This window comes from Flavobacterium micromati, assembly GCF_900129585.1.
Classification (GTDB): domain Bacteria; phylum Bacteroidota; class Bacteroidia; order Flavobacteriales; family Flavobacteriaceae; genus Flavobacterium; species Flavobacterium micromati.
The window spans coordinates 1-22,164 of sequence record NZ_FQWF01000002.1; the positions used below are offsets into that span (position 1 = coordinate 1).

General features: G+C 33.5%; 21 protein-coding genes and 1 pseudogene. 16 read left to right on the plus strand and 6 right to left on the minus strand.

Translation table 11 applies throughout. The features are described from left to right. The first annotated feature begins 85 nt into the window (after nt 1-85). Both BUB42_RS02190 and BUB42_RS02195 read left to right on the plus strand, forming a co-directional pair. On the plus strand, nt 86-409 hold the full coding sequence (locus BUB42_RS02190) for a hypothetical protein (protein ID WP_139257257.1): 324 nt from the start codon (nt 86-88) through the stop codon (nt 407-409). A gap of 3 nt (nt 410-412) precedes the next feature. Then, nucleotides 413-1,141, plus strand: coding sequence for an LVIVD repeat-containing protein (locus BUB42_RS02195; RefSeq protein ID WP_073016780.1), 729 nt, complete (start codon nt 413-415; stop codon nt 1,139-1,141). Here BUB42_RS02195 and BUB42_RS02200 read toward each other — a convergent pair. From BUB42_RS02200 to BUB42_RS16175, 3 genes and pseudogenes are all read right to left on the minus strand, one after another. After that, nucleotides 1,138-1,794, minus strand: coding sequence for a TrmH family RNA methyltransferase (locus BUB42_RS02200; protein WP_073016781.1), 657 nt, complete (start codon nt 1,792-1,794; stop codon nt 1,138-1,140). The genes BUB42_RS02195 and BUB42_RS02200 overlap by 4 nt on opposite strands. Before the next feature lie 44 nt (nt 1,795-1,838). Further along, nucleotides 1,839-2,207, minus strand: a complete 369-nt coding sequence (locus tag BUB42_RS02205) for a hypothetical protein (RefSeq protein ID WP_073016783.1) — start codon at nt 2,205-2,207, stop codon at nt 1,839-1,841. A 99-nt stretch (nt 2,208-2,306) separates the two neighbouring features. Beyond that, nucleotides 2,307-2,447, minus strand: a pseudogene (locus BUB42_RS16175) (TrmH family RNA methyltransferase); the annotation flags it as partial. A gap of 399 nt (nt 2,448-2,846) precedes the next feature. Between BUB42_RS16175 and BUB42_RS02210 the strand changes: the two are divergent. The 3 genes from BUB42_RS02210 (at nt 2,847) to BUB42_RS02220 (ending at nt 7,409) form a co-directional block, all read left to right on the plus strand. Beyond that, nucleotides 2,847-3,539, plus strand: coding sequence for an SIR2 family NAD-dependent protein deacylase (locus BUB42_RS02210; RefSeq protein WP_073016785.1), 693 nt, complete (start codon nt 2,847-2,849; stop codon nt 3,537-3,539). A gap of 111 nt (nt 3,540-3,650) precedes the next feature. Next, entirely contained in the window at nt 3,651-4,997 is a 1,347-nt protein-coding gene (purB, locus tag BUB42_RS02215) for an adenylosuccinate lyase (protein ID WP_073016786.1), read from the plus strand. A gap of 174 nt (nt 4,998-5,171) precedes the next feature. After that, a complete protein-coding gene (locus tag BUB42_RS02220) occupies nt 5,172-7,409 on the plus strand; it encodes a cation:proton antiporter (RefSeq protein ID WP_073016788.1) in 2,238 nt (745 codons plus the stop codon). A gap of 67 nt (nt 7,410-7,476) precedes the next feature. Here the strand turns inward: BUB42_RS02220 and BUB42_RS02225 are convergent, their stop codons facing one another. The 3 genes from BUB42_RS02225 to BUB42_RS02235 all read right to left on the minus strand — a co-directional run bounded on the left by BUB42_RS02225 (nt 7,477) and on the right by BUB42_RS02235 (nt 9,912). Then, complete coding sequence (locus BUB42_RS02225; RefSeq protein WP_073016790.1) at nt 7,477-8,940, minus strand: aminoacyl-histidine dipeptidase; 1,464 nt, start codon at nt 8,938-8,940, stop codon at nt 7,477-7,479. Nucleotides 8,941-9,445: 505 nt separating this feature from the next. Then, nucleotides 9,446-9,679 (minus strand): DUF5615 family PIN-like protein, encoded by a 234-nt coding sequence (locus BUB42_RS02230; RefSeq protein WP_073016792.1) that lies wholly within the window; start codon nt 9,677-9,679, stop codon nt 9,446-9,448. Next, nucleotides 9,679-9,912, minus strand: coding sequence for a DUF433 domain-containing protein (locus tag BUB42_RS02235; RefSeq protein WP_073016794.1), 234 nt, complete (start codon nt 9,910-9,912; stop codon nt 9,679-9,681). Before BUB42_RS02235 ends, BUB42_RS02230 begins: the two co-directional genes overlap by 1 nt. Nucleotides 9,913-9,995: 83 nt before the next feature. Here BUB42_RS02235 and BUB42_RS02240 point away from each other — a divergent pair, with 83 nt between their 5' ends. The 11 genes from BUB42_RS02240 to BUB42_RS02290 all read left to right on the plus strand — a co-directional run bounded on the left by BUB42_RS02240 (nt 9,996) and on the right by BUB42_RS02290 (nt 21,937). Beyond that, entirely contained in the window at nt 9,996-11,057 is a 1,062-nt protein-coding gene (locus BUB42_RS02240; RefSeq protein WP_073016795.1) for a DUF3810 domain-containing protein, read from the plus strand. 1,635 nt (nt 11,058-12,692) lie between these two features. Next, nucleotides 12,693-13,196 (plus strand): RNA polymerase sigma factor, encoded by a 504-nt coding sequence (locus tag BUB42_RS02245; protein ID WP_073016797.1) that lies wholly within the window; start codon nt 12,693-12,695, stop codon nt 13,194-13,196. Further along, on the plus strand, nt 13,193-13,825 hold the full coding sequence (locus tag BUB42_RS02250) for a hypothetical protein (protein WP_073016799.1): 633 nt from the start codon (nt 13,193-13,195) through the stop codon (nt 13,823-13,825). The genes BUB42_RS02245 and BUB42_RS02250 overlap by 4 nt, the downstream gene beginning before the upstream one ends. A gap of 177 nt (nt 13,826-14,002) precedes the next feature. Then, nucleotides 14,003-15,949: a threonine--tRNA ligase gene (thrS, locus tag BUB42_RS02255; RefSeq protein WP_073016801.1), complete on the plus strand. Its 1,947-nt coding sequence runs from the start codon at nt 14,003-14,005 to the stop codon at nt 15,947-15,949. A 16-nt stretch (nt 15,950-15,965) separates the two neighbouring features. Beyond that, nucleotides 15,966-16,523 carry a translation initiation factor IF-3 gene (infC, locus tag BUB42_RS02260; protein ID WP_396177539.1) on the plus strand — a complete coding sequence of 186 codons (558 nt, stop codon included), beginning with the start codon at nt 15,966-15,968 and terminating at the stop codon, nt 16,521-16,523. A gap of 116 nt (nt 16,524-16,639) precedes the next feature. Next, entirely contained in the window at nt 16,640-16,837 is a 198-nt protein-coding gene (rpmI, locus tag BUB42_RS02265; RefSeq protein WP_022827375.1) for a 50S ribosomal protein L35, read from the plus strand. A 145-nt stretch (nt 16,838-16,982) separates the two neighbouring features. Further along, complete coding sequence (gene rplT, locus BUB42_RS02270) at nt 16,983-17,327, plus strand: 50S ribosomal protein L20 (protein ID WP_073016805.1); 345 nt, start codon at nt 16,983-16,985, stop codon at nt 17,325-17,327. 628 nt (nt 17,328-17,955) lie between these two features. Then, nucleotides 17,956-18,804, plus strand: a complete 849-nt coding sequence (locus tag BUB42_RS02275) for a sensor histidine kinase (protein WP_139257258.1) — start codon at nt 17,956-17,958, stop codon at nt 18,802-18,804. Nucleotides 18,805-18,815: 11 nt separating this feature from the next. Further along, nucleotides 18,816-19,484 (plus strand): DNA-binding transcriptional response regulator, encoded by a 669-nt coding sequence (locus tag BUB42_RS02280; RefSeq protein ID WP_073016808.1) that lies wholly within the window; start codon nt 18,816-18,818, stop codon nt 19,482-19,484. 776 nt (nt 19,485-20,260) lie between these two features. Then, complete coding sequence (locus tag BUB42_RS02285) at nt 20,261-20,551, plus strand: hypothetical protein (protein ID WP_139257260.1); 291 nt, start codon at nt 20,261-20,263, stop codon at nt 20,549-20,551. A 582-nt stretch (nt 20,552-21,133) separates the two neighbouring features. Then, entirely contained in the window at nt 21,134-21,937 is an 804-nt protein-coding gene (locus BUB42_RS02290; protein ID WP_073016812.1) for an endonuclease/exonuclease/phosphatase family protein, read from the plus strand. Nucleotides 21,938-22,164: the final 227 nt, after the last annotated feature.

Below are 22,164 nucleotides of genomic sequence, written 5' to 3' on the forward strand. Positions count from 1 at the left end.
TATTCAAATATGGATTAGATTATTTATCCAAATTCCTTTTAACGGGATTTAATTCATTAGAAAACAATATGTTCAGTTTTTTGTCATGTACTTAAACATAAAAGACAATTTGATGTTTGTAAACGATGTGAATAAAGGATTTCATGTTTACGACTATTCTAATCCAAAAAGTCCAGTCCGTACTAATTTTATAAATGTTCCCGGAGCTACCGACTTAGCTATTAGAGACAACACTATTTATATTAATCAAGCAGTCGATTTAGTTACTGCTACCTACAATATCACTACAAAGAAGTTTACGGTTACTAACAGAAATAAGAACGTTTTTCCGCAAAAGCAGGCTCCAAACGGACAATCTGAATACACTAAAGATAATCAGGTAATAATTGACTGGACTTTAATTAAATAAGCAATGAGAAAAATTTTATCTTTTTTAGTATTAGCAGTTTTACTAGGCTGCTCGGACGGTGATACCGCTTCAAACGGCGATGTAGGTCAAGGTGGATCACTTGCCGTATTTGCTATCAAAGGAAATTATCTGTACGGAGTGGATCAAATGAAACTTAATGTTTTTTCTTTAATAGATGGTGAAAAACCTGTAAAAGTCAATGAAGTCCAAATAGGTTTCGATATTGAAACCTTATTTTCTTTCGGCGATAATCTTTTCATCGGAGCTAGAAGCGGAATGTTTATCTATTCGATAAAAAATCCAGAAAATCCAATTAAATTGTCAGCAGTGCAACATTTTACAGCTTGTGATCCAGTAATTGCGAATACTACGCACTCTTACGTAACTTTAAGCTCTAATGCAACATGTGGAAATAATATAAATGTCCTACAAGTTTATGATACTAAAGATTTAACAAAACCCAAATTAATTCACAGTAGAACACTTACTCAACCTCGGGGAATTGGTTTTTTTACTTCTAAATATTTATTGGTTTGCGATGATGTGATAAAAATCTTCGATATTACTAATCCAGCTGAGCCAATATTAGTAAATTCAATACGGAATAATTGCTTTGATGTGATAGTAAGAGACAATACTTTATTTGCTGTGGGCGACACAGGAGTATTTTGTTACGAACTAAACCCAAATAATATAAGCGACATAAAATTAGTAAGCGAAGTTAAATTCTAATTCTCTAAAAAATACCGCTCTTCAATACGCTTTATATCTTTGATTGAATTCTTTGCCCAAGCCAAACGTTTTTCTAAAATTTCATCTTCGGATAGATGCCAGTTGATGTTTGAACTGCGCAAACGGTTTGTCAAATTTTGAATAATGATCGCTGCAGAAACCGAAATATTTAAGCTTTCTGTAAAGCCAACCATTGGGATTTTGAGAAAACCATCGGCACGTTCTAAAATTTCTTCAGACAATCCGTCTCTTTCTGTGCCAAAAAACAAAGCACTTGGTTTTGTGATATCAAAATCTTCCATCGAGCAATCCGTTGAGTGCGGCGTTGTTGCAATGATTTGGTAGCCTTGCGCTTTTATGGTGTCGATACAATTTGTAATGGAATTAAATGTGTTGATATCAACCCATTTTTGGGCGCCCATTGCAATCTCCTTATCAATGCTTTTTCCATAGCGTTGCTCAATCACATTTAATTCTTGAATACCAAAGATTTCGCAACTGCGCATCACCGCGCTTGTATTGTGCATTTGGAAAATATCTTCCACAACAATTGTAAAATGCTTTGTTCTATTTTCCAGCACTTTTAGAAATTTTTCTTTTCGATTGTCTGTTAAAATGTTTTCAAGAAAAGTAAGGTACTCGATGTCAACCATTATAGAATATTTTTTTTGCAAAAATAGCAAAAAGTCCAAATTCACTACTCTAAAATCGAAGTAATAAAAGTAGAGATGATTTTCTCTCCTAAACTTTCTTGTTCAAATTCGGGAAAAATTGGCTCTTGCTCTATATTTTTCATTTCGTTTCCAAGTAGATTTGCTGTATTTGTAAAAGAATAAAAATGTTTTGAAACTATTTTGGTAGCATTAAATCCAGGTTTCGGATTATAAATTGAATATCGACTTTCCTGACTGTAACTATTTACAGAAACCTTTTTAGTTTCAAAATAATTAGCTTTTTCGTTTAAATAACTTTCATTATTGCTAGAAAATCTAGATTTAAAATCAACTTTTTGAGCGAAGCAAAATGAGGAACTTAAAATTATAAAAAGCAGAAAGTATTTATTCATAATTTTCTCATTTTTGGCAAACCAAAAATACTAAATAGTTTTAACACCAGTGACAGTTTTTTAAACTCAATTCCATACTGTTTAAACTCTTTATTAATGAGTTGTATTGTGCATTTGGAAAATATCTTCCACAACAATTGTAAAATGCTTCGTTCTATTTTCCAGCACTTTTAGAAATTTTTCTTTTCGGTTGTCTGTTAAAATGTTTTCAAGAAAAGTAAGGTACTCGATGTCAACCATTATAGAATATTTTTTTTGCAAAAATAGTAAAAAAGAGTAGCTTTATCACTTTAGAATTGGTTTCTGATACCCTTAATTGTTACTTTTGACTAGAAACGGAATTTTGATTATTTACGGGATTTGCGTGAGGGATTGAGGCGATATCCTTTTTAGGGCGTTTTAGCCCAAAAAAGATAAAGCCGAAAGCCCGGTCGCTTTTGCGAACACGCCCAAACAAAAAGGATAACTTCAGTTTTAACTACTCTTCGTTTTATACTGTAGAATAGAAACGGAATTTTGATTATTTACGGGATTTGCGTGAGGGATAGAGGCGATATCCTTTTTTAGGCTTTTTTCAGCCTGAAAAAGATAAAGCCGAAAGCCCGGTCGCTTTTGCGAACACGCCCAAACAAAAAAGATATGAAAAAGAAATTAGTAGTTTTGACAGGTGCCGGAATTAGTGCGGAAAGTGGTATCAAAACCTTTCGTGACAGCGACGGACTCTGGGAGGGTCACAACGTTCTTGATGTGGCGACGCCTGAGGGTTGGCATAAAAATCCTGCTTTAGTTTTAGATTTTTACAATCAAAGGCGCAGGCAACTCAAAGAAGTGTTTCCTAATCGTGCTCATCAAATTTTAGCTGAGTTAGAAAATGAATTTGAGGTTTACGTTATCACTCAAAATGTAGATGACTTGCACGAGCGCGCTGGAAGTACGAATGTGTTGCATTTGCATGGAGAATTATTGAAAGTGAGAAGTTCTGTGGATATGAATTATATTTTAGACTGGCAGGATGATTTGAATTTTGGAGATTTTGACAAAGACAAAAACCAATTGCGACCTCATATTGTATGGTTTGGAGAAGAGGTTCCGGCTCTGGAAGAAGCATTGCAACTAACTCAAAACGCCGATTATTTTGCGGTAATTGGAACTTCCCTACAAGTTTATCCTGCGGCCGGATTAATAGATTATACACCAAGAGAAACACCCATTTTTTACATTGATCCAAAGCCTATTCAGATTCCGAATCTTAAAAATCCATTAGAAGTAATTGCTGAAATGGCTTCAACAGGAGTCGAAATCATGAGAAACAAGCTGCTATCACATCGTTAAAAACTGTAGTTGCTGTCAACATACCTTTTAATTCCAGTCAAATGTCTCAAATAGTACTGCTAATTTCTAAGTTCTGCTTATATTTGCGACTTTCGAACAAACAACAAAACAATGACTACTTTAAACGAATTGAATGCTATCTCGCCTATTGACGGACGGTATAGAAACAAGACTATGTCGCTGGCTCCATTTTTCTCTGAAGAGGCTTTAATAAAATACCGCGTGCTGGTTGAAATTGAATATTTTATTGCTTTGTGCGAAATACCTTTACCTCAACTGACGTCAGTTAATGCTGATTTATTTGAAAGTTTACGTAACATTTATAAAAATTTCTCCACTGAAGATGCGCTTTGGATCAAAGAAACCGAAAAAGTAACCAATCACGATGTAAAAGCAGTTGAATATTTTATCAAAGAAAAATTTGAAACTTTAGGTTTATCACAATATAAAGAGTTTATCCATTTTGGACTGACCTCTCAAGACATAAATAATACGGCGATTCCGCTTTCGACAAAAGAAGCTTTTGAGAAAGTGTATATGCCATCATTGATCACATTAACTTCTAAACTAAAAGATTTAAGTGTGGAATGGAGAGACATTCCGATGCTAGCGCGTACGCACGGACAGCCAGCTTCGCCTACTCGATTGGGTAAAGAAATAGGTGTTTTTGTAGAACGTTTAGAGGAGCAAATGCGTTTGTTGTTCAACATTCCGTTTGCGGCTAAATTTGGTGGTGCAACTGGAAATTACAATGCACATCACGTGGCCTATCCTCAGATTGACTGGAGAAAATTTGGAGGCAAATTTGTTGAAGAAAACCTAGGTTTACATCACTCGTTCCCTACGACACAAATTGAACATTACGATCATTTTGCTGCCTTTTTTGATGCTTTAAAAAGAATAAACAGTATCATTATAGATCTAGACAGAGATATTTGGACGTATGTTTCAATGGAATATTTCAAACAAAAAATAAAAGCGGGAGAAATAGGATCGTCGGCAATGCCGCATAAAGTAAACCCAATTGATTTTGAAAATTCAGAGGGAAACTTAGGAATTGCAAATGCAATTTTCGAACATTTGTCGGCTAAATTGCCAATCTCAAGATTGCAACGTGATTTGACTGACAGTACCGTTTTAAGAAATATTGGAGTTCCAATAGGTCATACGATTGTCGCTTTTGAAGCGACATTGAAAGGATTGAATAAATTGCTATTGAACGAATCTAAGTTCCATGAAGATTTAGAGAAAAACTGGGCTGTGGTTGCAGAAGCTATTCAAACCATATTGAGACGAGAAGCATACCCTAATCCTTATGAAGCATTGAAAGGATTGACAAGAACTAATGAGGCGATTGACAAAAAAGCAATTCACGGATTTATCGCAACACTCACTGTTTCTGATGAAATTAAAAACGAATTAATGCAAATTACACCAAGTAATTTTTTGGGAATATAGAAAAAGTTAAATAAAACAATCCATTTCCCATTGACGAGATTAAATCATTCTTTTCAATGGGATTTTTTTTTAGCTTTTAATTATAGGTAGGCAGCATTAGAAAAATTATAATTTATAAAAAAAAATATTTATCTTACCAAAAAACGTAAAATCACTATCCACATATAAATTTTTATGGACACAGTTGAAGCAGTAGTAAACGTATCGCACCACTTACAGCCTCTAATACGAGATTTAGGATTAATCCTAATGACCGCTGCGGTTGCAGTTTTATTATTTAAAAAAATTAAGCAACCGCTTGTGCTTGGTTATTTAATTGCTGGATTTTTAGCTGGAAACCATTTTGACTTTTTCCCTTCTATTAAAGATATTAAAAGTGTTGAAGTTTGGGCAGAAATTGGGGTGATATTTTTATTATTTAGTTTGGGACTTGAATTTAGCTTTAAAAAGCTAATGAAAGTAGGTGGAACCGCCTCTATTACTGCTATTACCCAAATTATAACAATGGTTGCTTTAGGCTATCAAGCTGGTATGTGGATGGGCTGGAAATCTATGGACAGTATTTTTCTGGGGGTTATTCTATCTATATCTTCAACTACAATTATATTGAAAACCTTTGAAGAACTGGGAGTAAAAACTCAAAAATTTGCTGGAATAGTTCTTGGATCCCTTATTGTACAAGATGTAGTCGCGATCTTGATGATGGTTTTACTTTCTACAATTGCTGTGAGTCAGCAGTTTTCTGGAACAGAATTATTGTTTTCTGTTTTAAAATTAATTTTTTTCTTAACTATTTGGTTTGTTGGCGGTATCTTTTTTATTCCAACGTTACTCAAGAAAGCAAAAAGTCTTTTAACCGATGAAATGTTACTAATTGTTTCATTAGCTTTATGCTTAATGATGGTTATTCTAGCTGCTAATGTTGGCTTTTCTCCTGCATTAGGTGCTTTTATAATGGGTTCTATCATTGCCGAAACCACGCAAGCCGAGCATATTGAACATTTAGTAAAACCAGTAAAAGATTTATTTGGCGCCGTCTTTTTTGTTTCTGTTGGAATGCTTATCAATCCTGATACGCTTTATGAATACGCTTTACCCGTTGGTATATTAACGCTAGTCGTAATTTTTGGACAGTCCATTAGCTCTACTATTGGCGCCTTGCTATCTGGCCAGCCATTAAAGCAATCTGTCCAAACTGGTATGAGCTTATCGCAAATTGGAGAATTTTCTTTTATCATTGCTACTTTAGGAATGACACTCAATGTAACGAGTGATTATTTATATCCTATTGTTGTAGCAGTTTCGGCGGTTACTACGTTTACAACGCCATTTATGGTTAAATTTGCAACGCCTTTTTCAGAATATTTGGAGAAAAAACTACCACGTAAATGGACAAAAAGAATTGAACGGTACAGTGCTAATGCGCAGTCGATCAAACTAGTATCTAATTGGCAAATAGTTTTTCAAGCTTTTCTAACGCAAGTAATTATCCACTCCGTTATAATTGTTGCCGTAATTTTACTTTCCTCGCAATTTATTTCGCCATTAGTGCAAGGATCTAAATTTGGAAACTTAATCGCGGCTCTTATAACACTTGTAATATTATCTCCATTTCTCTGGGCACTATCACTGCGGCGAGTTGCTGTAAACGAAGTCGCGATTTTGAGAGAAGAGCGCAAATACCGCGGTCCTATTTTGATGATGATTTTGATGCGAATTGTACTTACATTGTTTTATATCGGATTTTTACTTAATATATTTTTCTCTCCAATAATTGCCATTATAGCCTTAATTGTGGCTGTAATAGTATATTTAGTTTTTCCAAAAAGATTAAATGCGCAATATCACAAAATTGAAGATCACTTTTTAAAAAATCTTAATGCGCGAGAGGTTAAAAAAGGAGTTAGAAGCAGAAGTGATTTAACGCCTTGGGAAGGTCACATGTCAACTTTTGAGATTGCTGCAGCTTCAAATGTAGTCGGTAAAACATTAAGTGAGTTGCGTATTAGAGAAGAATTAGGTGTCAATATTGCATTTATCAAAAGAGGGGAATTCACCATTAATATTCCAAATAAAAACGAGCGTTTGTTCCCAGGAGATGAGATTTGTATCATTGGAACGGATAACCAAGTGAAAGAATTTGACTCTTACTTGCATAAAAATGAAATTCAAAATCCTGAGGTAATTGAGACTGATATCATTTTAAAACAATTAGAACTAAAAGAGGAAGAATTTATTGGTGCAACTATTAAAGATTCACAATTGCGTGAAAAAACAAATGGTTTGATTGTGGGAATTGAACGAAGAGGAAAACGTATGTTAAATCCCGAATCCAATATGATCTTAGAAAAACATGATATATTGTGGGTGGTGGGAAGCAAAAAACTACTGCGAGATTTTTTTAGAAATTAGAAATAAAAAAAGGCAAAATTAAAATTCTTACGAAAATTAATTTTGCCTTTTTTTATAATTAAATGATTTATTTCACTGGAATATTCGCCAAAATTTCCAGAACAAATTTCCAAAATTTTTGAGAAGATGAAATGCTCGCTCTTTCATCTGGAGAGTGGGCTCCGTGTATTGTTGGTCCAAAAGAAATCATATCCATATCAGGATAATTAGTTCCTAGAATCCCACATTCCAATCCAGCGTGACAAGCCACCACTTTTGGTTTCTCGCCGTTTTGTTTTTCATAAATTGGAACTAAAACATCTAATATCTCCGACTCTGAATTAGGCGTCCAGCCGGGATACGATCCTGAAAATTCTACTTCGCAACCCATTAATTCAAAAGCAGAACGCAAGGCGTTAGCCAAATCAAACTTAGAAGTCTCAACCGAAGAACGCGTTAGACATTGAACCGAAAGTTGTCCTTGACCCAAAATTACTTTAGCAATATTATTAGAAGTTTCTACAAGATCATCAAAATCAGCACTCATTCTGTAAACGCCATTATGAGCAGTGTACATCGATCTCACAAAGTAAAATTGTGCAATTGACGGCATTACTTTGGCTGGAGTAACATCCATTTTCTCAAAAACCACTTCTAAATTAGGTTCCGTTGTTTTAAACTCCGTTTTGATTTCGTTTACAATTTGCTGCATGTCAAAAACAAAGGCTTCGTCATATACTTCGGCAATGATGACTTTGGCCGAGCTTTCGCGCGGAATCGCGTTACGCAAACTTCCCCCAATAATCTCTGAGATTTGCAGTCCAAAATTATCAAAACCATCAAATAACAATCGGTTCATAATCTTGTTAGCATTACCCAAACCTTTGTGAATATCCATTCCTGAATGACCGCCATTCAAACCTTTTACCGTAATTGTATATCCCACAGAACCTTCTGGGGTTTCCTCTTCATCGTACTCAGCAGTTGCTGTTACATCAATACCTCCTGCGCAACCTACGTCAATTTCGTCATCTTCCTCAGTGTCCATGTTCAATAAAATCTGACCTTGAAGAACACCACCTTTTAAGTTCAAAGCTCCAGTCATTCCTGTTTCTTCATCAATAGTAAACAAAGCTTCTATAGCAGGATGCGGAATGTTAGTACTTTCTAAAATTGCCATAATCGCAGCAACGCCAAGACCGTTATCAGCACCAAGCGTAGTTCCTCGAGCACGAACCCAGTCGCCATCCACATACATATCAATTCCAGTGGTGTCAAAATCAAAAACAGTATCCGCATTTTTTTGATGCACCATATCTAAATGCCCTTGAAGCACAATTGCTTTGCGATTTTCCATGCCTGCCGTAGCGGGTTTACGGATAATTACATTGCGTATTTCATCTTCAAAAGTTTCTAATCCCAGGCTTTCGCCAAAGTTTTTTATGAACGCAATTACTCGGTCTTCCTTTTTAGAAGGACGTGGAACGGCATTCAAATCGGCAAACTTATTCCAAAGCGCTTTTGGCTCTAAATTTCTTATTTCTTGACTCATTTATGTTTGTTTGATGTTGAACAATTTAAGTTTCCAAAGTTACAAAGTTTAAAATCGTTTTTCCCTTTACAAAGTTAATTATCATTTAAAATTCGCGAAATCATTTGGGCGTGCCACCACAATAAAAAGGGGCTTCCTATTTTTGTAAATACAAAGCCCCTTTCTATAGTGCTGTCAGGTGATACACACTACTTCGGTAGTTTGCTTCTCCCCTTCACGCGAGAACTGGAAATAGAAAATATTATAAGAAAAGAGAACAGATCTACGAATAATATTTAGAAATAAAATTTGTATTTAGCTTTGATTATTTATTGAATTCCTTCGATTCTATCTTGGAACACATTTACTAATTTATGTCCCTCATTCATTTCGACAACATCGTCCCAGAGTTTAGAAATTGCATTGTAATATTGATTCATTTTCATTTGTAGATACTATTTGTTTTTTATTGGAATATGGAATTCGCATATCTTTATCGGTATTTGCAACCAAATCTAGGTAATGCTCATTTCATGTTCCCAAATCGAATATGAAGCACTTTTGGAGGAGGCGAACTCATGATTATTTTATTAGAAAAATCAGAATCTTTTGATATTATTGTGAGATTATTTTCTTTTGCATAATTCCATATTTTTTCATCTGACCATTCGTCATTGATGTCTTTTTGATGTATGAATTCATCAGTGTTCCAGATAGAAAAATAATAGGGAAGATTTACGTCAATCAGGAAACTTGGCATTACGCGAAAGTTTTGATTGTAAAATTTCTTTTCATTAAGTCACACGCAAATTTTAGGCAAGCATAAATATCTTCTTTTTCTAATGACGGATATTGATGTAATATTTCCTCCTGCGATTCGCCAACACTCAAAAATTCTAAAATAGTCTGCACAGTGATCAGTTTGTTACGGATAATAGGTTTTCCGTTGCAAATTTCAGAATCAACAGTAATTCTGTCTGTGATAAATTCCATAAAAATTATTTTATATTATAAATTTACATAAAAAGAAATGCTAGTTGTCTATTTATACTAATTTTATAACCAAATTAGAAATAATGCAGCGCAAATACATTCTCCCTTTATTCTTAGTTTTTCAAATAATTGCTTTACAAATTCTCCCTTACTTTCCTTTGCAGGTAGAACTTTATTACAGCAACGGCCTTTACCCTATTATTTCTAATTTTTCCAGAATTGTATTAGGAAAAATTCCTTTTTCAGTTGGTGACATGTTTTATTTTGTTTTGATTATTCTTGGCATTAAATGGCTTTTTACAAAAAGAAAAACGTGGAAATTAGATTGGAAAGATAATGTTTTGGCAGTTTTAAGTTTCATTTCAGTTTTCTATTTTTGTTTTCATCTACTTTGGGGTTTTAATTATTACCGCCAACCGTTATTTGAAAAAATGAATATCGAACGCGATTATTCTGATGCTGATCTTTTGACTTTTACCAAAAAAATAATTGCAAAAACTAATGCTCTTCAAAATTTAATAACAAAAAATGACAGTCTGAAAGTAATTGTTCCTTACTCACAAGAACAAGTTTTCACAATGAACTTGAATGGATATAAGACACTTTCAAACCAACATCCGTTTTTTGAATATAATAATCCAAGTATCAAGAAATCATTTTTTAGTTTACCGTTGACTTATATGGGTTTTGGGGGTTATTTGAATCCGTTTACAATTGAAGCCCAAGTAAATTATTTGGGACCTATGTACAGTTTCCCTATGACGACTAATCATGAAATGGCACATCAAATAGGTTTTGCTAGTGAAAGTGAATGTAATTTTATAGGATTTCTAGCTTCTGTAAGTAATGAGGATCAATACATTCAGTATTCTGGTTACAGCACCGCTTTGCGTTATTGCTTAGGTAATTGGTATGCTAGAGACGAAAAAATTTACAATGAATTATTAAAAACGATCAATCCTGGAATCTTAAAAAACTACAAAGAAAGTCAAGATTTTTGGAAACAATACGACACAATTATTGATAAAGGCTTCCATGCTTTTTATGACCAATTCCTTAAAATGAACCAACAAAAAGATGGTTTAGAAAGTTACAGCAAATACGTAGATTTAATGGTGAATTATTATAAAGGAAGGGAGTTATAAAATCCTCTCTCCCAGAGCCTCTTCGAAGGAGAAGGGAGCCGATACTCGACTATAATTCTTGCATATTTTGGACTAAGGACTTTTGAAATGATTTTTGATTGAAGATTAACGATTTTTGATTTCTGATTTCTGATCTGAGCTACAGTGAAGTGGCGAAGCATTTCAGATTTTGGACTAAGGACTAAAGACTAAGGACTAAAAATCTAACAACTCTTAAAATGATTTTTGATTGTAGATTAACGATTTTTGATTTCTGATCTGAGCGATAGCGAACTGGCGAAGCATTGCAGATTTTGGACTAAGGACTATTGAAATGATTTTTGATTGAAGATTAACGATTTTTGATTTCTGATCTGAGCGATAGCGAACTGGCGAAGCATTGCAGATTTTGGACTAAAGACTAAGCACTAAAAACCTAAGGACTTTTAAAATGATTTTTGATTGAAGATTAACGATTTCTGACCCGAGTGACGGCGAACTGGCAAAGCATTTCAGATTGTAGACTAAGTACTAAGAACTTTTGAAATGATTTTTGATTGAAGATTAACGATTTCTGATCTGAGCGATAGCGAATTGGCGCAGCATTGCAGATTTTGGACTAAGGACTATTGAAATGATTTTTGATTGAAGATTAACGATTTTTGATTTCTGACCTGAGCGACAGTGAACTGGCGCGGCATTGCAGATTTTGGACTAAAGACTAAGCACTAAAACCTAAGGACTTTTAAAATGATTTTTGATTGAAGATTAACGATTTCTGATTTCTGATCTGAGCGATAGCGAACTGGCGAAGCATTGCAGATTTTGGACTAAGGACTATTGAAATGATTTTTGATTGAAGATTAACGATTTTTGATTTCTGATCTGAGCTACAGTGAACTGGCGCGGCATTGCAGATTTTGGACTAAAGACTAAGCACTAAAAACCTAAGGACTTTTAAAATGATTTTTGATTGAAGATTAACGATTTCTGACCCGAGTGACGGCGAACTGGCAAAGCATTTCAGATTGTAGACTAAGTACTAATTACTTTTAAAATGATTTTTGATTGAAGATTAACGATTTTTGATTTCTGATCTGAGCGATAGCGAACTGGCAAAGCATTTCAGATTGTAGACTAAGTACTAAGAACTTTTAAAATGATTTTTGATTGAAGATTAATGATTTCTGATTTCTGATCTTAGCGATAGTGAACTGGCGCAGCATTGCAGATTGTAGACTAAGGACTATTGAAATGATTTTTGATTGAAGATTAACGATTTTTGATTTCTGATCTGAGCGATAGCCAACTGGCGAAGCATTGCAGATTTTGGACTAAAGACTAAGCACTAAAACCTAAGGACTTTTAAAATGATTTTTGATTGAAGATTAACGATTTCTGACCCGAGTGACGGCGAACTGGCAAAGCATTTCAGATTGTAGACTAAGTACTAAGTACTTCTCAATTTTTACCTTTTGGAAAAAGTCTTCTGAAAATTACTCGTGAAAAATAGCCCCGGTAGCAGCGGCATCCCTCGCTTTTTAGCGAGGATACAGCGAATAACGGGACAGCTCGTGTCATGGATGAATAACTTGAGCTCCTAAAAAAAAAGCGCTACTTTGTAACAAAATTAACAATGCCAGTACTAACGTATGTATGAGTGATAGTTTAGAACATTCTTTTGTAAAGCAGCTGCGGGAAAATCAGAATATAATCCACAAGATTTGTCGGTTGTATACTAATGATGATGATGCTCACAAGGACTTGTTTCAAGAAATTACTATTCAGTTGTGGAAAGCGTTTCCAAAATTTAGAGGCGATAGTAAATTTTCTACCTGGGCGTATCGAGTCGCACTGAACACGGCGATTACTCTATATCGCAAAACGAAGCGTTCGATCAATACGGTAGAATTTGAAGGGCGACAACATTTCCTTAATGATGTGGAATATGATTACGAAGAGGAAGAAAAACTGAAATTAATGTACAAAGCGGTTTACCAATTAAATGATATTGAAAAAGCGTTGATATTTATGTACTTAGAAGACAAGGATTATCACGAAATATCAGAAACATTGGGGATTAGCGAGGTTAACGCAAGAGTAAAAATGAATAGGATAAAAGGGAAATTAAAGAAAATATTAAATCCATTAGGAATATGAAAGAGCTGGATTTACTTAAAAAAGATTGGCAAAAGAGTGATAATTCTTTTGCGCAAGTATCAGAAAATGATATTTACAAAATGATTCATAGAAAATCATCTTCAATTGTGAAGTGGATTTTGATTTTTAGCATCTTAGAAGTTTTACTTTGGACTTTTCTAAGTCTTTTTTCTAATATTGATAACTATTTAAAAGAAATAAATCATATTGAATTAATTCTCTACTTTGATATTTTTAATTATGTAAACTATGCCATTATAATAGTTTTTATTTATCTATTTTATAAAAACTACGTTGTAATTTCAGCTACAACTTCTACTAAAAAGTTGATGCAGGATATTTTAAAAACTCGAAGAACAGTTCAGTATTATGTCTGGTATAATTTAGGAATGGTCCTTTTGTCCTGCATAATTGCATTTACAATTGCGTTTGTGTACAATCCTGAAATGGAGCTTGTGAAAGATAAAATTGCGGCAAACAATATTGCAATGTTAATTACGATAGGCTTCTTATTACTAACTAGTATTCTGTTTATTGGTTTGTTCTGGCTTTTTTACAAAGTAGTATATGGCACTTTACTCCGCCGATTATATGCTAATTACAAAGAATTGAAGAAAATAGATTTATGAAACAATACCGCACTACACCATTTACCTACTTAAATCGTTATTGTTGAAACTTTTTCTACGATTATGCAGTAGTGAGAAATTTTTATTGATGCACCGAAACTTTAGACAAACAAACCTTACCTTAAAATTGCTTGTGTTTTTCTAATAATCTATCTTTGCACTCATAAAATTTAAAAAATGATTAAGATTACTTTACCCGACGGGTCAGTTAAAGAGTTTGATGCAAATGTAACTCCTATGGATGTTGCCAAAAGCATTAGTGAAGGATTTGCTAGAAATGTGATTTCGGCTACTTTTGATGGTACAACTGTTGAGACCACAACTCCATTGACGACGGACGGAAATCTTATATTATTTACATGGAATGACGATGGTGGTAAAAAAGCTTTTTGGCATTCTACTTCGCATGTAATGGCGCAGGTTCTTGAGGATATGTATCCTGGAATAAAATTAACGCTTGGTCCTGCAATTGCAAACGGATTTTATTATGATGTAGATTTTGAAGATCATAAAATTACAGATGCCGATTTCAAAAAAATTGAAGATCGTGTTTTAGAAATTTCTAGAGGGAAACATGAATTTAAATTGCGACCTGTTTCAAAAGCTGATGCTTTAGAACTTTACAAAGACAACGTTTATAAAACTGAATTGATTACCAATCTTGAGGACGGAACGATCACTTTTTGTGATCACGATACGTTTACTGATTTGTGTCGTGGCGGTCATATTCCAAACACTGGAATCATCAAAGCGATGAAAATCATGAGTGTTGCAGGTGCGTACTGGCGAGGTGATGAAAAAAATAAGCAGTTAACACGCGTTTACGGAACTTCGTTTCCAAAACAAAAAGACCTTACAGAATACTTAGCGCTTCTTGAAGAAGCCAAACGAAGAGATCATAGAAAACTTGGGAAAGAACTTGAATTATTTGCTTTTTCAACAAAAGTTGGTGCGGGATTACCTTTATGGTTGCCAAAAGGTGCAGCATTAAGAGATCGTTTAGAACAATTTTTGAAAAAAGCACAGAAAAAAGGAGGCTATGAGCAAGTTATCACGCCACATATTGGTCAAAAAGAATTATATGTAACTTCTGGTCACTACGCAAAATACGGTGCAGATAGTTTCCAACCGATTACCACTCCGCATGACGGAGAAGAATTTTTGTTAAAACCAATGAATTGTCCGCATCACTGCGAAATTTATAATGTACGTCCGTGGTCTTACAAAGATTTACCAAAGCGTTATGCTGAATTTGGTACTGTTTATAGATACGAACAAAGTGGTGAACTACACGGATTGACTAGAGTGCGCGGTTTTACGCAGGATGATGCGCATATTTTTTGTACTCCAGATCAATTGGATGAGGAATTCAAGAAAGTTATTGACTTAGTGCTTTATGTATTTGGCTCGTTAGGTTTCGAAAATTTCACTGCTCAAATTTCGTTAAGAGATAAAGAGAATAGAGAAAAGTATATTGGAACTGACGAAAATTGGGAAAAAGCAGAGAATGCAATCATCAGTGCTGCGGCAGATAAAGGATTAAATACCGTTATTGAGTACGGCGAAGCTGCTTTTTATGGTCCGAAACTAGATTTCATGGTCAAAGATGCGTTAGGAAGACAATGGCAACTTGGAACTATTCAAGTAGATTACAACTTACCAGAACGTTTTGATTTGACTTACAAAGGATCTGATAATGAATTGCACAGACCAGTAATGATTCACAGAGCTCCTTTTGGCTCTATGGAACGCTTTATTGCTATTTTGCTAGAGCACACGGCGGGAAATTTCCCACTGTGGTTAATGCCTGAGCAGGCTATAATATTGTCCTTAAGCGAAAAATATGAAATATATGCGAAAAAAGTTTTAGATTTGCTAGAAAATCACGAAATTCGCGCCCTCGTTGATAACAGAAACGAGACTATAGGCAAAAAAATCAGGGATGCAGAAATGCAAAAAATTCCTTTTATGCTAATTGTAGGTGAAGAAGAAGAGAAAAATGGAACAATTTCTATAAGACGTCACGGTCAAGAAGGAAAAGGGAATATAACAATTACAATCGATCAATTTGTTGCTATTGTAAACGAAGAAATCAACAAGACATTAAAAGTATTTACCGTTTAACTTAAATTATAAAGTCATAGCAATAAGAAGCAACAGAGGTTACCAACCTCGCGTAGAAAAAAAAGATGCCCATAGAATAAATGGTCTTATTCGTGGGATACAAGAGGTAAGACTTGTAGGAGAAAACATAGAGCCTGGAGTTTTTAAACTTTCAGAAGCTTTACGACTAGCGGATCAATTTGAATTGGATTTGGTGGAAATTTCACCCAATGCCGAGCCGCCTGTTTGTAAGATCATGGATTATAAGAAATTTGTATACGAACAAAAGAAACGTGACAAAGTCTTAAAGGCAAAGTCTACGCAAGTTATTGTTAAGGAAATCCGTTTTGGACCTCAAACAGATGAGCATGATTACGAATTTAAGAGAAAGAACGCTGAGAAATTCTTAAAAGAAGGTGCTAAATTAAAAGCATTTGTATTCTTTAAAGGACGTTCAATTATCTATAAAGATCAAGGACAAATCTTATTATTAAGATTAGCTACTGATCTTGAGGAATTTGGAAAAGTGGAAGCGATGCCAGTACTAGAAGGAAAGAGAATGATTATGTTCATTGCTCCTAAGAAGAAGAAATAAAAGCCCCCTAACCCCCAAAGGGGGAAATGGGACCAATATATACTTTCCTCCCCTCCTTCGGAGGGGTTGGGGGAGGCCGATAAGTAAGTAAGAATAAATTAAAACACTAGGAAAAAATGCCTAAAATGAAAACCAAATCTAGCGCCAAGAAACGTTTCAAAGTTACTGGTTCTGGGAAGATTAAAAGAAAGCATGCTTTTAAAAGTCACATCTTGACTAAAAAATCTAAAAAACGTAAATTAGCATTGACACACTCAGCGCTGGTTCACAAAACAGATATGAAAAGCATCAAACAACAATTAAGAATTATATAATCCCCACCCCAACCCTCCCCAAAGGAGAGGGAGAAAAAAAGGAAAAGATTCTTTAGGTTAAAACAATTTAAAATAACCTTGGAGTATGGCCATTAAGTGCTTTTGATTCAATTCAAGCCGCCTGCTACAAAAAAACAATAAAATTATGCCAAGATCGGTAAATTCAGTTGCTAAAAGAGCAAGAAGAAAAAAAATAATGAAGCAAGCCAAAGGTTTCTTTGGTAGACGTAAAAACGTTTGGACAGTTGCTAAGAACGCGGTAGAGAAAGCAATGTGCTACGCTTACCGTGATAGAAAAGTGAATAAAAGAAATTTCCGTGCTTTGTGGATTCAACGTATCAACGCTGGAGCTAGATTAGAAGGAATGTCTTATTCTCAATTCATGGGTAAAGTGAAAAAGCATAATATCGAATTGAACCGTAAAGTTCTTGCCGATTTAGCAATGAACCACCCAGAAGCTTTCAAAGCAGTACTTAATAAAGTAAAATAAACGTTTTATAAACATAATTTATATTACTTACTTATTATATCTGAACTTGTTTCAGATTCTAAAAATCCTAGTCGAAAGACTGGGATTTTTTTTGATTAATTTTGACTACAGCACTATAAAGGCATGTCGCACTTTTGTTTATAGTATATATTAGGAATAACTGTGGCTGTGCATTCTTTTTACCAAGCGGAATAACGGGATTGAACTGAACTTTAAATCTCTTGCAGATATAGCTATAAAAGTCTTGAAGCTGTCAAAGCTGTATTTAACGAATTTAAACAAAGGTTTTATCAGCTCTATTTTAGATACTTACTGATTAATTTTAAACTCCACTTAGATTCTATAACCCATTCGAAAGACTGGGATATCTTGTATGTAAAGCCCCTAAATAAAGAAAATATCTTTTAATTTTATAAAAGTCAAATCACGTTTATGTTGTAATTAAAAATTGTACCTTCAAAAAATGATTCTGAAAAAGTTACGTCCCTTAGTCTATTTTTTATCATTGTTTCTTTTATTTATCCTTCATTCCTGTGAAAAAAAGATGCTTAACAATCCTAATGTAAAATCCAATACTGCGTAGATCAACAGATTAATTAGCTTAATAAGAAACAATTCAGGAGATGAATTGAAAAAATATTCTTTGGCGTTTATTCACATTAATGACAGCATAACTAAAGTAAGGCAGAAAGCCAAAAATCAATTTGCTAAAATTAAATACGATTCCACGAAAGAGAAGGAGGAAAATCTTAAACTTAAGGCCCAGAAAATACTTCAATTAGAGCTTCAAAGAAAGAAGAATCTACTAATGTATCTCATCGTAGGAGTCATCTTGGTGATAGGCATTGTTATCACTTACCTGCTTTTAGCTAAAAATAAAAGAGAAAAAACAAAAGCAACGTATGAAACTGAAATCCGGATTTCTAAAAAACTTCACGATGAGTTAGCGAATGATGTCTATCAAACCATGGCTTTTGCAGAAGCTCAAGATTTATCGACAAGTCGTAATAAAGAAATATTAATTTCCAGTCTGGACACTATTTACTCCAGAACACGAAATATTTCGCAGGAAAATAACGCCGTTGAAACTGGCCTATTGTTTCTATCCGATTTAAAAGAAATGATGACCGGTTTTACTACACAAGACGTAAACGTAATTACTAATGGATTGGATTTGATCAATTGGACGGCGTTGGAAAGTAATGTGAAAATTATACTTTATCGCATTATCCAAGAATTACTTGTCAACATGAAAAAACACAGTCAATGTAGTTTAGCGGTACTGACTTTTAATCAAAATGGAAAAAAAATAGAAATAGATTATATAGATAACGGCGTTGGAGCAACAGTAAAACAATTAAAATCAAAAAACGGACTCCAAAATGTGGAAAACCGTATTCTGGCTGTAAAAGGAATAATTAACTTTGACACTAAATCAAATAAAGGTTTTAAAGTACAATTTAGTATACCAATTTAATTCTCGATTCTATGTTCCAAAAAGTTTTAGTAGCCGAAGATTTAGACAGTATCAGTATAGCAGTTGTTCAAGCGCTAAAACAAATTTCTGTCTCAGAAATTCGTCACGCCAAATACTGTGACGATGCTTTTTTACAAATAAAAAAAGCGCTGCATGATCGAGTTCCTTATGATTTGATTATAACGGATTTATCTTTTAAAATAGACTATAGAAAAGAACAACTCACTTCAGGCGAAGAACTTATTGAAGCAGTAAAAAAAATTCAACCAACTATAAAAGCGATAGTTTTTTCTATTGAAGATAAATCTTTTAGAATTAAATCATTATTTAATAATTTGGGCATCGATGCTTATGTCTGCAAGGGTCGCGATAGTATTCAGGAACTTCAAACTGCGGTAAAACGTATTTATGAAGCTGAAGAGGTAAAAATTTCGCATGAATTATCGTTGACGTTAAGAGACAAAACACTTTTTGAAATTGAATCGTATGATATTTCAATATTGAAATCTTTAGCTAGAGGACTTACGCTAGAAGAAATTTCAATCGCGTTCAAAGATTCTGGAATTGCGCCAAACGGAAGTAGCAGCTTAGAAAAACGCATTAACAAATTGAAAGTGTACTTTAAAGCCAACAATAATGTGCATTTGATAGCGATAAGTAAGGATTTAGGATTGATCTAAAAATCGAATATTTATATTAGAACTTTCAAATTTTAAATTTGGCTGCAGCCAAAAGTTTTTCAAACGCAACTAAATTACTTAGCTTTTAAGAAAACTGGTGATAATACTAATTCCTATTTTATTTATAATCGCAGCAACAAGGTAAGCAAAGACCTTTGAATTATCAATTTTCTGTATCAAATTCAGAGAACTTATAAAGTTGCAAAGCTACTCCTGATTTAGACTTCGTCTTTCAAAGCTGTTTTTGTAACAAACTTTCTGAAAAATTTATAAATTTTGAATTTATAAATTCTTCAACTATTTACTGGACAGCGACTTTATGACAAAGCAACGTTTAATTCAGTATTTTTTTCTCTGCTTTACGGAAAACCGTATTCTTTTGATTTTTTGTAATTCTACTTTTGACTTTTCAAATTATTATTTCAACAATAGATGATCCACACACTAGATACAAAAGTAATATTATCCTTTTCTCTACAAAGAAGGCAACAAATTACTCTTAATAGTAGGCCGCCAATCCTAAGGAACCGCCACAATTACAGGAATGAATTTATAAAATTGTCTCAAAAATCAGTTATCCTAAATTGCGCAGTCTTCTCTAGACTATTACAAACAGCAGCACAATCAACAGCAGATAGAAAGAATTTGAATAGAATGCAGCAAAAAAAATTGATGATAAATGGGTCGTTGCAAAATAGTAGGCTTGCATTAAGCTATCACTGTTTATTTAATGTCAAAAAAATATAAAAAGAATACTGAGCATCAACATATCATTGTTGCTATTGCTTATTGCTTTATTTTCATGCCAAAACAAAAAGACAAATACTGTAAAAAATGAATCTACTGAAACTAAAGTTTATTATAAAAATGAAGCCATTAAATTACTAGAGCATAGAAAATATGATGATGAGCCTGCTACCACAAGTAAAAACCAAATCAATTATTTCAGCAAATATTATAGAAAACCCCCCTCCTATTTAAATGTAAATACCACTACTAAAAATTTATCACAATCTAGCCACAGAAAAGGAAAATTCATCTATATGCAAAGAATAACTATTCCCTAAAAAGCTGTGGTTATATTATTTAGAAAAGTTTAAAATTTAAATTTGTTTTTTTTTGTTGATATGATTTAAAATTTGCGATTCATTTTGCATGGTTTAAATATTGTTGGTCAGATAAGTAAAAGTGGTAGACTATTTTTCAATCTCAGCAATTTCAAAATTTATTATTTCCAAAGTATATCCAAAAATAAGTTCTAACAATTAATTTAACTGAAGTTTGTAATGGCAAATTAAGTATAGCATTAAACAATTGTGTAAAATTATTTTCCTGACAAAAGCTCAACAAGTATATACCTATTAGGAAACGTGTACAAGTGTATTTATACGTACGATGTCGTCAAAAACTGCCAAAGATAGTTCTAAAACACTATCTTGTGAGTTCATAAATTTTTGAATTTAAAAAAATTACACACATTAATAAGCAAAGATTTTAAAGCCAAATAAATTAAACCATGTTTTTGAAACAAAGCAAAGTTTTATTAGCGAGCATAAAAGAACATACACTTTGATTTGCAAATTTATTGTATCAAAAGAAAATTCAGTACTAAATAATTTTTTATTTTTTATTTAAATAGGTTGATGACGATGAAAATAATATTTTATTTCTTTCTCTTACTTGCTTCAACAGCACTATTCTCCCAACCCAAACTCCTTTCCTGGAATATTCAGAATCTTGGCAAATCTAAATCCAATATTGAAATTGCTTTTATAGCAGCAACTATAAAAGACTTTGACATCATTGCCATCCAAGAAGTCGTTGCGGGTTTTGGTGGGGCTCAAGCAGTAGCCAGATTAGCAGATGAACTAAACCGGAAAGGAAATAAATGGGATTATACCATCAGTGACCCCACAAGCAGTAGCGCTCACAAAACCGAGCGTTATGCATTTATATGGAAAACGAGTAAAGTCAAGAAAATAGGAAAAGCTTGGTTGGAAAAAAAATATCATTTAGAAATTGACAGAGAACCGTATTATTGTACGTTTCAATACGAGAACAAAAAATTTACAGTAGTCAACTTTCATGCAATTACCAAAAATAAACAGCCAGAAACAGAAATTAAATATTTCAAATTTTTACCCGAACAGTACACGAACTTGAACTTGATTTTTTTGGGTGATTTCAATTGTCCACAATCGCATACCGTTTTTTATCCTTTGAAAAAAATGGGTTATCAGTCTGTTTTCGTTGGTCAAAAAACATCGCTAAAAAAAGAATATAAAAATGGAAAGTGTCTCGCATCAGAATTCGATAATATTTTTTATAAATCATCTAAAATCAAAACTCTAAATTCAGGAGTTTTACATTTTTATAAAAACTTCAATTCGCTTAAAGAAGCGCGCACTATCTCAGACCACATTCCCATTTGGTTTGAGTTTTCTTTGAATTAAATAAACTAAAAGGAGACGCAATAATTAGAAGTGAGAACTTAACTTGCGACGCTGTTGTAAAGATACAAGTAGCTACTTTATTTTAGTTGTGAAATATTTACAGTACTATTTACCAACTCTAGCTTTTATTTAATCTATTGATGATTTATGGCATTTTAATTCAAGAATAAAAAAAACTTGTACTTTCTTCTATTTCTTACATGGTTTAAAAACGGTATTCCATTTTC